The 12,237-nt window shown below is 54.1% G+C and carries 10 protein-coding genes and 3 tRNA genes; 1 reads left to right on the top strand and 12 read right to left on the bottom strand.

Annotated features, from left to right (window positions below):
* The 8 genes from hflK to nnr form a co-directional block, all read right to left on the bottom strand.
* Positions 1-1,233, bottom strand: coding sequence for an FtsH protease activity modulator HflK (hflK, locus tag GC090_RS02530; protein WP_033740037.1), 1,233 nt, complete (start codon positions 1,231-1,233; stop codon positions 1-3).
* Positions 1,234-1,410: 177 nt separating this feature from the next.
* Positions 1,411-2,691 carry a ribosome rescue GTPase HflX gene (gene hflX, locus GC090_RS02525; RefSeq protein WP_006120942.1) on the bottom strand — a complete coding sequence of 427 codons (1,281 nt, stop codon included), beginning with the start codon at positions 2,689-2,691 and terminating at the stop codon, positions 1,411-1,413.
* A 75-nt stretch (positions 2,692-2,766) separates the two neighbouring features.
* The gene (gene hfq / locus GC090_RS02520) at positions 2,767-3,081 is read right to left on the bottom strand and encodes an RNA chaperone Hfq (protein WP_033740039.1); all 315 of its coding nucleotides are present in this window, start codon (positions 3,079-3,081) and stop codon (positions 2,767-2,769) included.
* Positions 3,082-3,185: 104 nt separating this feature from the next.
* Entirely contained in the window at positions 3,186-4,136 is a 951-nt protein-coding gene (gene miaA / locus GC090_RS02515; protein ID WP_006120944.1) for a tRNA (adenosine(37)-N6)-dimethylallyltransferase MiaA, read from the bottom strand.
* A complete protein-coding gene (mutL, locus tag GC090_RS02510; RefSeq protein WP_039341770.1) occupies positions 4,129-5,973 on the bottom strand; it encodes a DNA mismatch repair endonuclease MutL in 1,845 nt (614 codons plus the stop codon). Before mutL ends, miaA begins: the two co-directional genes overlap by 8 nt.
* A 49-nt stretch (positions 5,974-6,022) precedes the next feature.
* Positions 6,023-7,699 carry an N-acetylmuramoyl-L-alanine amidase AmiB gene (amiB, locus tag GC090_RS02505; RefSeq protein WP_006120946.1) on the bottom strand — a complete coding sequence of 559 codons (1,677 nt, stop codon included), beginning with the start codon at positions 7,697-7,699 and terminating at the stop codon, positions 6,023-6,025.
* Positions 7,696-8,172: a tRNA (adenosine(37)-N6)-threonylcarbamoyltransferase complex ATPase subunit type 1 TsaE gene (tsaE, locus tag GC090_RS02500; RefSeq protein WP_033740042.1), complete on the bottom strand. Its 477-nt coding sequence runs from the start codon at positions 8,170-8,172 to the stop codon at positions 7,696-7,698. The genes amiB and tsaE overlap by 4 nt, the downstream gene beginning before the upstream one ends.
* Positions 8,169-9,689: a bifunctional ADP-dependent NAD(P)H-hydrate dehydratase/NAD(P)H-hydrate epimerase gene (gene nnr / locus GC090_RS02495; protein WP_162285845.1), complete on the bottom strand. Its 1,521-nt coding sequence runs from the start codon at positions 9,687-9,689 to the stop codon at positions 8,169-8,171. The genes tsaE and nnr overlap by 4 nt, the downstream gene beginning before the upstream one ends.
* Here nnr and queG point away from each other — a divergent pair.
* The gene (gene queG / locus GC090_RS02490) at positions 9,688-10,827 is read left to right on the top strand and encodes a tRNA epoxyqueuosine(34) reductase QueG (protein WP_033740044.1); all 1,140 of its coding nucleotides are present in this window, start codon (positions 9,688-9,690) and stop codon (positions 10,825-10,827) included. The genes nnr and queG overlap by 2 nt on opposite strands.
* Positions 10,828-11,169: 342 nt before the next feature.
* Here queG and GC090_RS02485 read toward each other — a convergent pair.
* The 4 genes from GC090_RS02485 to orn form a co-directional block, all read right to left on the bottom strand.
* A tRNA-Gly gene (locus GC090_RS02485) sits at positions 11,170-11,245 on the bottom strand.
* Between the two features lie 26 nt (positions 11,246-11,271).
* Positions 11,272-11,347: transfer RNA gene (locus GC090_RS02480), tRNA-Gly, on the bottom strand.
* A gap of 26 nt (positions 11,348-11,373) precedes the next feature.
* Positions 11,374-11,449, bottom strand: a tRNA-Gly gene (locus GC090_RS02475).
* A 153-nt stretch (positions 11,450-11,602) separates the two neighbouring features.
* Entirely contained in the window at positions 11,603-12,151 is a 549-nt protein-coding gene (gene orn, locus GC090_RS02470) for an oligoribonuclease (protein ID WP_006120954.1), read from the bottom strand.
* Positions 12,152-12,237: the final 86 nt, after the last annotated feature.

Below are 12,237 nucleotides of genomic sequence, written 5' to 3'. Positions count from 1 at the left end.
TTACTCTCTCCCTTCGCGCTGGGTATCGTTGCGCAGAGCGTTGGCTCGACGCTGATCCATGATGCTGTCTGGACTGTATGACGACGTGTCCGTGCGGCTTGCACTCCGATCGGAAAGTGACGGCAATGCTGCGCTGCTCTTTTGCCCGTTCTTCGCAGAGGAAGACTGAACACCACGCATCAGTTGATCGAGAGGCAGAACCATCAGGTTGTTACCACGATCGTTCACCAGCACTTTACGTGTATGACTCAGCACACGCTCCATGGTCTCAATGTACAGACGCTCTTTGGTAATTTCCGGCGCGGCTTTGTATTCCGGTAAAAGCTTGGCAAAACGCGCCACTTCACCCTGTGCTTCCAGCACCGTGCGCTCTTTGTAAGCACGAGCTTCTTCCAGCACACGCTGCGCACGACCGTTAGCCCGCGGCTGAACTTCGTTCGCATAGGCTTCCGCTTCACGCACATACTGCTCACGGTTTTCACGCGCGGCAATCGCGTCATCAAACGCTGACTTCACCTCTTCAGGAGGACGCGCCGCCTGGAAGTTAACGTCAAGCACCGTGATGCCCATATGGTACGGGCGAATGGTTTCGTCGATTTCGCGCTGCGTTTCGCTACGCACGACCGTACGACCTTCTGTCAGAATACGATCCATGGTAGAGCGACCAATTACGCCGCGCAGCGCACTGTCCGTTGCCTGACGCAGGCTGTCGTCCGGGCTGGTAACAGAGAACAAATAGCGTTCCGGATCGGTTACGCGGTACTGCACGTTCATCTCCACGCGCACGACGTTTTCATCAGAAGTCAGCATGACGCCCGATGCCGCCAGTTCACGCACGGCTTCGACATTCACGGCGCGGACCTGATCGATAAAGGTGGGCTTCCAGTTCAGGCCTGGCTCAACGATGTGGCTGAACTTACCAAAGCGCGTGACAACACCGCGTTCCGCTTCTTTGATCGTATAAAATCCGCTTGCTGCCCAGATCACTACTGCCGCAACAGCGACAATGCCAAAAAGTTTGCCGCTACCGCCGGAACTGCGCTGACCATTGTCACCTTTATTGCCGCCGCCGAATCCGCCAAGCTTTTTACTCAGCTTGCGGAAGATATCATCCAGATCAGGAGGCCCAGATTCCTTACCTCCCTTATTCCCCCCAGAGTTGCCGCCTTGATTATTGCTGCTTCCCCACGGGTCGCGGTCCTGTCCGTTATTTCCGGGCTGATTCCACGCCATGTCATTACTCCATTTATAGTTTTAGCGGCTTACCCTTGTGATTTTCCGTTGTGGCGGCACTGGCTGCGTCTGTGTTCCCGACTCGCCGACCAGGTGAAGAGAGTGGCCGTCGGGAAATATGTCAACTAACGCCGCGCAACAACATAAAATCGTCAGGGTAAGTTCGGTTTGGCAATCTCAAACAATATAACTGGTCAGCGACGGCTCCTGCTTGCATAAGCGGTGCCAGTCAACAATCGGCATTCGCACATGCAACCCCACACTGCCGTCCTCTTCGTTCCACTCTTTTTCAATCGCCTGCAACTGATAGAAACGGCTGCGTAAGCGCCCCGCATCCGGTGGCAAACGTAAATCGTACTGGGCAATCTCGCCCGACAGACGCTCGGACAGCGCCTGCCATAACAGCGGAATCCCCGCCCCCGTCTGCGCAGAGAGCCATACTCGCACCGGCAGGTTATTTTCGTCACGGTCAATGCGCGGTTCAAAACCGTCCAGCATATCGATCTTATTCATGATCAGTAACGCGGGAATTTCATCGGCTTCGATTTCTTCAAGCACCTCATTGACAGCATCTATGTTTTCATTGACCCGTACGTCGGCTGCATCGATCACATGCATCAGCAACGTGGCCTGGCGGGTTTCCTGCAAGGTAGCTTTAAATGCGGCCACTAAATCATGCGGCAGATGGCGGATGAAGCCGACGGTATCGGCCAGCACAACTTCACCGACATCGGCAACATTCAGGCGACGCAGCGTGGGATCCAGCGTGGCAAACAGCTGATCCGCGGCATAAACGTTGGCAGAGGTGATGGCGTTAAAAAGGGTAGACTTGCCGGCGTTGGTGTAACCCACCAGCGAGACAGTCGGCACATCGGCTTTAGCGCGCGCCTGTCGTCCCTGCTCGCGCTGTTTTTCAACGCGTTCCAGACGTGACAAAATCTGGCTGATACGGCCACGCAATAAACGGCGGTCGGTTTCTAACTGCGTTTCACCCGGGCCACGCAGGCCAATACCGCCTTTCTGGCGTTCAAGGTGCGTCCAGCCTCTTACCAGGCGTGTTGCCAGGTGACGCAACTGCGCCAGCTCAACCTGCAATTTCCCCTCATGGGTACGTGCACGTTGGGCAAAAATATCAAGAATCAGGCCAGTGCGGTCGATAACACGGCACTCGCACAGGCGCTCAAGATTACGTTCCTGAGCGGGCGTTAAGGCATGATCGAAAAGGACGACCGATGCTCCACTTGTTTTTACCGCATCGGCAATTTCAACGGCTTTTCCTTCACCGACAAAATACTTGGGATGTGGCGCTTTACGACTGCCGGTGACAACCTGCAGTGCTTCAACGCCAGCAGAAGAAACCAGGGTTTCGAATTCCTGTAAATCTTCGAGCTCTTTGTCTTGGGAGAACCAGATGTGTACCAGTACGGCCTGCTCACCGGCATCATAACGGTCAAACAAGCTATAACCTCGCTTATATAAAAAGACCAGGACGGAAAACCTGAGGCTTTCCAGTCCTGGTTAAACGGTGCCGCCTTACTCTGCGTTATCACCGTCTTGTTGTGGCTGCGACTGAGCAGACGTATTGCTGCCGCCGTGATGGTAATTGTTGTTGCTGCCACCGCCGGTATTGTTGCTATGGTGAGAAACCGGACGTGAAGGCACAACAGTAGAGATGGCATGCTTATACACCATCTGACTTACCGTGTTTTTCAACAAAATAACGAACTGATCAAAGGATTCAATCTGACCTTGCAGCTTGATACCGTTGACCAAATAGATCGAAACCGGAACACGTTCACGACGCAGTGCGTTCAGAAACGGGTCTTGTAATGATTGCCCCTTAGCCATTCTATCTTTTCCTTATATGCTTGTTGTTTGTTGCTTGTAGAACACAGTGGTTCTGAAAAAAACTGCGTAAAAATTTGCGCACGTAACTTGCCAATTGTACACAATCACCCATGCTTCGCACTAACAACCTGAAGTACTGTATCACGCGCTAAGTGAGGTTCATCACTGTCTAACCAGTGAATGTTCTCCCAGCCACGTAACCAGGTCATCTGACGTTTAGCGAGTTGCCGGGTTGCGCAAACTCCCCGATAAACCATTTCGTCGTAGTCGATCTCGCCCGCTAAATAAGACCACATCTGGCGATAGCCGACACAACGAATGGAAGGCATATCCGTATGCAAATCACCTCGTGCAAACAGGGCCCGAGACTCCGCTTCAAATCCTGACGCCAACATCTGGTCGAAACGCAACGCGATGCGTTGATGCAACAGCTCGCGGCTCGCGGGGGCGATAGCAAACTGGTGAACATCGTAAGGGAGCGCTTCGCCGGAAATTTTAGTCAGTTCCGTTAAAGTTTTACCCGAAATAAAAAAAACTTCCAGTGCTCGCGAAAGTCTCTGCGGATCATTCGGATGAATACGACTGCCTGCGACCGGATCAATTTCGCAAAGTTGACGATGTAAAGCTTCCCAGCCTTTTTCACTCGCCATTTGCTCTATTTTTTGGCGGACATCCGGATCGGCCGAGGGCAGCGGCGACAATCCTTCAAGTAACGCCTTGAAGTAGAGCATAGTTCCACCAACAAGCAACGGAATTCGTCCATGCTGAACGATATCCGCCATTTCTGCTAACGCGTCTCGCCGAAACTCCGCTGCCGAATAGGCCTCAGCAGGATCGCGAATGTCCAGCAAACGATGGGGTGCCAGCGCCAGTTCCTCTGCAGAAGGCTTCGCCGTACCGATGTTCATCTCTCGATAAATCAGAGCAGAATCTACGCTGATCAGTTCCACCGGCAACTGTTTACGCAGCTCAATCGCTAATGCGGTTTTGCCTGACGCTGTCGGCCCCATCAAAAAAATCGCCTTTGGCCGGCCAGCCTGGTTTAATTCACTCATGCTTCAACGCGTTTATCGCGCTCTCAATCTCGATGGCTTGCAACAAGCCTGAAGGTGGCGATTTCAGCAGCTGTGGACAAAGCCTTTCCAGCTCCGTCAACAGCGTAATCGCCTGGGAGTGATTCCAGTTCTGAGGCTCTGCATCCTCTCGTCGCGCCAGCCACTGGGCCAGCTGCGTCGCAGAGTTCTCTTGCTGCCGGGCGAGATAGCCTAACAGTTCAGGAATCAAGATTTGTAAATTTTGTGTTCGTAACGGTAAAGGCACGGCGCGCAAGATAATGTGGTCGCCCTCCGGATGCAAATCAATGCCCATCTGGTTAAGCAGACTGAGATTGTCCTGTGCCGCCTTGCGCTCTGCCGAGGCGATTTTTAACCGCACAGGAATCAAAAGCGGTTGTGCTTTTAATCCACCTTCCTGCGGCTCTAACTGGGCCTGTTTTAACCACCGCGCCGCTACGGGCAGGGCTAATAACAGTAAAGTCTGGTCCTGCTCCAGCACGGCATACTGATCTGCCAGCACCGTCAGTACGCGACCAAAACTGTGCAGATGCGCTTTCACAGGTGCTGGCGTGATCGTCGCCTCACGTGGCGGCGAGACCGGCGCTTTTGCCGCAGTGGCAGGAGGGGCTGCGGTATCCAGCAACTGCTGATAAACCTTGCCTTCACGCGGGCGATAACCCGGCTCTTTACTTTGCCAACCCGCCCCACCGGTTGTGCCACCACTGTTACGCGGCGTTGCCGCAGGCTGGCTGAAATGATTGCCGCCTGCGGCCTGGCGGTTTTCCTGTTGCCAGCGTGGTGCAGGCTCCTCTGCCTGTACGGCTGGCAGAACGGGTGCCGCGCTTTCCTGCAAGACGCTCATGACGCCCTGGTAGATAAAATCATGCACCAGACGTGACTGATGAAAACGCACCTCATGTTTTGCCGGGTGGACGTTGACGTCGACCTGGTGAGGATCGATCGTCAGATAAAGCACATAGGCGGGCTGTTGATCGTCCTGCAACTGGCTCTGAAACGCCTGCCGGATGGCATGGTTGATGAGCTTGTCACGCATCATGCGGCCATTAACATAACAGTACTGGATGTCGCTGATCTGACGAGAGCCGGCGGGATCGGCAACCCAGCCGCGCAGAGCTAAATCGTCATGCTGCCAGTCGATTCGCAGTGCATGCTGCATGAAGGTCGTGCCACAAATCGCGCCAAGGCGACGTTCACGCTGGCGCTCATCGTTAACCGCCCGGTACTGACGCATCAGCTTGCCGTTATGGTTCAGAGAAATCGCCACGTCAAACCGCGCCAGCGCAATGCGACGGATGACTTCATCAATATGACCAAACTCGGTTTTCTCAGTACGCATAAACTTGCGGCGCGCTGGCGTATTGTAAAAAAGGTCAAGGACTTCCAGCGTCGATCCACAGGGATGTGCGGCAGGCTTGAGGGTCACCTGCATATCACGGCCTTCCGCGTACGCCTGCCAGGCTTCGCTTTGTTCGGCCGTGCGCGACGTCAGCGTCAGGCGGGAAACCGAGCTGATACTGGCCAGCGCTTCCCCACGGAACCCCAGGCTCATAATGGCTTCCAGATCGTCCAGCGATGCAATTTTGCTGGTTGCATGGCGAGCCAGCGCCATCGCGAGTTCATCTTTTGCGATACCACAGCCGTTATCGCGGATGCGGATGAGTTTTGCACCGCCCTTTTCGATATCCACATCTATTCGCGTTGCCCCCGCATCAAGGCTGTTTTCCACCAGTTCCTTCACAACCGATGCGGGGCGCTCAACCACTTCTCCGGCGGCAATCTGGTTAGCGAGTTGCGGCGGTAAAATTTGTATTGGCATGCGGGATATCCTTGTAGCTGGTTGCCCGGCCTGCTGGCCGGGCCCACAATCAGGATGCAGGGATTTTCAGGTTTTGACCCAACATCACGTTGGTTGATTTCAGGTTATTCGCCTGAAGGATCGATTTCGGGCTGACACCGTAATGGGCGGCGATGCTGCTCAGTGAATCACCACGAACCACCTTATGTCGGATCGGGCGACGGGGAGTCGTTGCAGCTGGCGTTGTCCTGCTGGCTACCGCGCTGGCAGGCACTTTCAGTCGCTGTCCCACCCAGACGACATCGCGCTTCAGGGTATTCATCTGCCGTAACGTTGCCATACTTACGCCATATTTTGCTGCAATACCGGACAGCGTCTCTCCACGTGTCACGGTATGCCGCTGCACAGCGCCCGTATACTGCGTCTCACCGGTAGCCGGATTACTGGCTACGCTGACCGCTGGCGACGAGCCCAGCGGCCGGTTTTCCTCCTTTGGGACCGATTGTAGCGGGTGCGCCAGGAAATAAGCGCGCAGTCCTTTATATATTGACTGTGCAATCTTATCCTGGTGTGCGCTACTGCCGAGCAGTCGCTCCTCCGAGGCATTACTGATAAATCCGGTTTCCACCAGAAGCGACGGAATATCCGGCGAACGCAACACGCCAAGGCTGGCATGCTCCGGTAAACGTTTGTGTAACGACGTCACACCGCGCAACTGTTGGATGACTTTCACCGCAATGTCATATCCGACGCGCTGCGAGTGACCAAACTGGAGATCAAGCACCGCCTGGCTCAGATAAGGATCGGCCTGGCTGTTGGCCAGTAAATCGCCAGCCCCGCCCAGGAGTTCAGACTGTTTCTCTTTTTGCTCCAGCCAGTTCGCCATCTCACTGTTTGCACGACGGTTAGACAAGACCCATACCGAGGCACCTGTGGCCGCATGGCTGGGGGCAGCATCCGCATGGATAGAGACCAGCACGTTGGCATTCGCTTTACGCGCCACGTCTGACCGGCCCATCACTGAAATAAAGTAGTCGCCATCACGCGTCAATACACCTTTAAACATCGGATCATTGTTTAAGAGCACTTTCAATTTACGCGCAATCGCAATAGTGACGTTTTTCTCTTTCAGGCCGTGCTGCCCAATTGCGCCTGGGTCCTGACCGCCATGTCCCGCATCAATGGCGACAATCACCGTATCGTTGCGGCTGGACGTGCCACCCGGTACGGCCGTGCTATTGGTATTGGTTACCGTAGTGACCGGATTCGCATTGAACGGATTGCTGGCATTGCGTTGTCGCGTTCGGGTGGGCTGGGATTCTGCCACGGCAGCAGGTGCGCTGCGCGTAACGGCGGGATGCTTACCCTGAATAGTAAAGACAACGCTGTAATTGCTGCCATTGCGCTGTGTCACTGCGCGGGTTTTTCCCGACTGCGTTAGCTCAAAAACCAGCCGGATACTTTGTTTATCTTTTGGCGTGCTGGTACGAATGCGCTTTACGATGTTATCGCCGCTAAACGTTAAGGGTAGCCCTTTAATCACGCCACTTTGACGGATATCCAGAACAACGCGGTCGGGATTATGTAGGGGAAAATAGGCATAAACCGGCTGGCCAGAAAAACTGAGCGTTACTGTCGCCTGATTCCCGCCATTTGATACCTGAATGTCCGATAAATTAGCGGCAAACAGCGGACCCGCAACCAGTAGCAATCCTGCCACGATAACTGTTTTCATCCATGACATCATGCCGGTGCCCTGCCTTGTTCGATCTGCGTCACCCAGCGCTGTCCCTGCTCGGAATGTGCCACCAGTTCGGCCTCGCGTGCCTCATTGACATAACGCAGCGTTAAGGCGATATCCGGGGAAGGCAAAATACCGGCACCCTGTTGCGGCCACTCCACCAGACAAATCGCGTCATTGGTGAAGTAATCACGAATCCCCATGAACTCGAGTTCTTCCGGATCGGCAAGGCGATAAAGATCAAAATGATAGACAGCACGCCCGTCCAGAACATACGGCTCAACCAGCGTATAGGTCGGACTTTTCACATTGCCCACGTGGCCGGATGCCTGTAAGAAACCGCGGCTGAATGTGGTTTTTCCCGCACCGAGGTCGCCGTAAAGATAGATAACCGCCGCCTTGCCACAGGCATGCGCCAGTTGAGCACCCAGGTCGAGTGTTGCCGCCTCAGTGGGCAAAGGTATAACACAGCTCTTCATGCTTCTTGATTCATCTCTGGATTAACAAACTGCCACAGCAGATCAAATAAGTCTGATGCCAGCATACCGCGCGTGCCCCATAGTGCCGCTCGCTTATCAGCGGCAGCACCGTGAGCGACACAACCTGCGCAGGCAGCATCAAACAGCGCCAATTTTTGTCCCATCAACGAGGCAATAATACCGGTGAGCACATCACCCATACCACCCGATGCCATTCCTGCATTACCCACATCGGCAAAAGCCATCTGACCACTTTCACTGGCAATAATGGTGCCGGCGCCTTTTAAGACCACGACACCACCATAGCGTTTCACCAGTTCCTGTGCAGCATGTAAGCGGTCACTTTCAATTTCGCTGGTTTTAACACCCAGCAAGCGAGCCGCTTCGCCTGGATGCGGCGTTATAATGCGATTCTGACGTTTCTCTGCCTTTATTGCCAGCAAGTTAAGCGCATCAGCATCCCAAAGCATCGGCTTTTCAGCGCTTTTAACCTTCTCCAGTGCATTCTGGCCCCATTCACGCTGTCCCAGCCCCGGTCCAATCGCAATGACATCCGCCCAGGCGATGCCGTCATCCAGGCGCGTATCCGTCAGCTCGTCCACCATCACTTCCGGGCGCGCGGTAAGAATGGGCGCAATATTATCCTTGTGAGTAAGTACTCGCACCAAGCCGCTACCGGTGCGTAGCGCTGCTTCCGCAGACATCCGAATAGCGCCCGCGGTTCCACTGTCCCCACCAATAATCAGCAGGCGGCCCTGATCACCTTTATGGGAGGTCGCCTTACGCGGCTTAAGCCACTGGCGTAAACTGTGTGCATCGTATCGGGCCATGGGGGGCTGCTGTGCTGCCAGAAAGTCGTGTAAACCCAGACCGGCGAAATAAAGTTGTCCGACACAATCCCGTGCTTTACCGGTGAGCTGTCCGGGTTTTAACGCGATCACGCTCACCGTATGCGTGGCTTCTGTCGCCTCACCCGGCGTCGTGCCGTTTTCTGCCGACAGGCCGGATGGCATATCGATGGCCACGACCGGCGCGCTATGCTGATTTATCTGTGCAATCAGGGTGGATAAAGGCTCAACCGGCGCCCGTGAAACGCCAGTGCCTAACAACGCGTCTACGATCACGTCGACGTTTTCAGGCCAGGCGGCGTCGGGCGCGTGAATTTCGCCGCCCGATTCAAGCCATCCGTCTCGCGCAGTACGCGCTTCGTCGGGTAAAGGTTTACTGCCATCGCACGCCAGCAACGTCACCTGTTTACCTGCAGCCTGAGCCAACCGGGCAACAACATAGCCATCGCCTCCGTTGTTGCCGTGACCGCACAACACCAGCCAGTGCTGAGCTTCTGGCCAGTGCGCCATAATATGTTCATATACCGCCTGACCTGCACGTAACATCAGCTCGTAGAGCGTAATGCCCAGCGCATCTGCCCCCTCGCGCTCAAGTTGTTTCAGCGCCTGCGCAGGCCAGACAGAGTGTGGTAAACTGCCGCGGTTTCTCTTCGGATTCTGGTTAGTCATGTCATACCCTCTGGATCTTGATCAACTCGCTCAACACATTAAGCAGTGGGGACGCGATCTGGGCTTTCAGCAGGTCGGTATTACCGATACCGATCTCAGCGCAGAAGAACCGCGCCTGCAAGCCTGGCTGGATAAGCAGTACCATGGCGAAATGGAATGGATGGCCCGCCATGGAATGATGCGCGCACGTCCGCATGAACTGCTACCCGGCACGCTGAGGGTGATCAGCGTTCGCATGAACTACTTGCCCGCGAAAGCCGCGTTTGCCAGCACGCTGAAAAACCCACAGTTGGGTTATGTCAGCCGTTACGCGCTGGGCCGCGATTACCACAAAGTATTGCGCAATCGCCTGAAAAAGCTTGGAGAAATGATCCAGACGCACTGTGGCGAAAGCCAGTTTCGCCCGTTTGTGGATTCTGCGCCGCTGCTTGAACGCCCGCTGGCGGCTAAAGCCGGACTGGGCTGGACCGGTAAACATTCGCTGATCCTGAATCGTGAAGCCGGTTCGTGGTTTTTTCTGGGTGAACTGCTGATCGATCTGCCCCTTCCCATCGATACGCCGCAGGAAGAACAGTGTGGGCGCTGCGTTGCCTGCATGACCATTTGCCCGACGGGCGCGATTGTTGAGCCCTATACCGTCGATGCGCGACGTTGCATTTCCTACCTGACGATCGAACTCGAAGGAGCTATACCGGAGGAGTTTCGGCCGCTCATGGGAAACCGGATTTATGGCTGTGACGACTGTCAGTTGATTTGCCCCTGGAATCGCTATGGGCAGTTGACTGACGAAGCCGATTTTTCGCCCCGCGCCGCGCTGCATGCCCCAGAGTTAACCGCGCTGTTTCAGTGGGATGAAGCTAAATTCCTGCGCATTACTGAAGGGTCCCCTATTCGGCGCATTGGTTATCAGCGCTGGTCCCGTAATATTGCCGTCGCGCTGGGCAATGCACCCTGGCATACAGAGATCCTTAGCGTCCTTGAGCAACGACGTGGCGAAAGCGATCTGCTGGACGAACATATTGAGTGGGCTATCACGCAACAGTTACATAAGCGAAAAGCGCTGGCGATCGATGTTCAACCCGCGCAGCAAAAACGGCTGGTGAGAGTCATTGAAAAGGGATTACCACGTGATGCCTGATTGCGCAACTGTCCAGAAGGCGCAGATTTCCACATCCTGTGAATAAAAATAAAAACGCGTTGTCATTCAATCGTAATAACACAACTGACAGAAAAGAATAACATAATGAAATATTATTATTTCATTAAAAATCAGCAATTTAAATAAAATTTGTGTTATTTTGCAAATGCGTCTACCGTCTGGCTTAATTCACAAACCTGTGGATAACTCTGTTTAAAACAAAATTTCAGAAGGGCGAAAACGGCACAGACAACGCGATAACGGCTGTGGATAACTGGACTGAATTGTCGTTGATACTGCTGCCAGCCTGACAGGCTGTTAACAAAAACGTGACGATAAATCTGGAGCGGGAAACGAGACTCGAACTCGCGACCCCGACCTTGGCAAGGTCGTGCTCTACCAACTGAGCTATTCCCGCATAGAAGGGCACTGCAAAACACATTTTGGAGCGGGAAACGAGACTCGAACTCGCGACCCCGACCTTGGCAAGGTCGTGCTCTACCAACTGAGCTATTCCCGCATAGTAGGATACTGCTAAACATCATTTGGAGCGGGAAACGAGACTCGAACTCGCGACCCCGACCTTGGCAAGGTCGTGCTCTACCAACTGAGCTATTCCCGCGCCTTGTACCGTCATAAATTCTTCACCGGTACGGGGTGCGCATTATACGAGAAATCGCTGCTGCTGCAAGATGCTGACAACAAAATTTTGCGCTTTTAACGCGTTTGCTGATTATTGCAGCAACATGGCGATTTCCTGTGCACCCTTTGCTGGTTAAAGCTGCAAAAAGTGTTGACGGTAATAAGCAAGCTCGGCAACAGACTCACGAATATCGTCCAGTGCCTGGTGCGAACCCGTCTTTTTGAAGCCTGGCAGGATGTCTGGCTTCCAGCGGCGAGCCAGTTCTTTTAGTGTACTGACATCCAGATAGCGATAATGGAAGTAGGCTTCCAGCTCCGGCATGTACTTAAACAAAAAACGGCGATCCTGGCCGATACTGTTGCCGCAGATCGGCGAGGTATTGGCTGGCACCCACTGTTTCAGAAATTCGATCGTTGCCTTTTCAGCAGCACGGTCATCTGTCTGGCTGGCCTTAACGCGCGCAACCAGTCCACTGTTAGTATGAGTACGGACGTTCCAGTCATCCATCAGGCTCAGTTGTTCATCAGACTGATGAACCGCCATCACCGGCCCCTCCGCCAGAATATTCAGATCGGCATCAGTCACCAGAGTGGCAATCTCAATGATACGATCGCGTTCCGGATCGAGCCCGGTCATTTCCAAATCAATCCAGATTAAATTATTTTCGTTTCCAGTGGCCATGCTATTACCTGTGGTTGCTGAGTCGTCATTCGTCATCAATAAGGTGTATCATAGACGTTTTGCCCCTGTGGCGAAATCCAGCTAAA

This window comes from Pantoea sp. JZ29 (assembly GCF_035190385.1).
Taxonomy (GTDB): domain Bacteria; phylum Pseudomonadota; class Gammaproteobacteria; order Enterobacterales; family Enterobacteriaceae; genus Pantoea; species Pantoea stewartii.
Note: the sequence above shows the minus strand (reverse complement) of the source record. Positions and strands in the feature narration are given on the sequence as shown.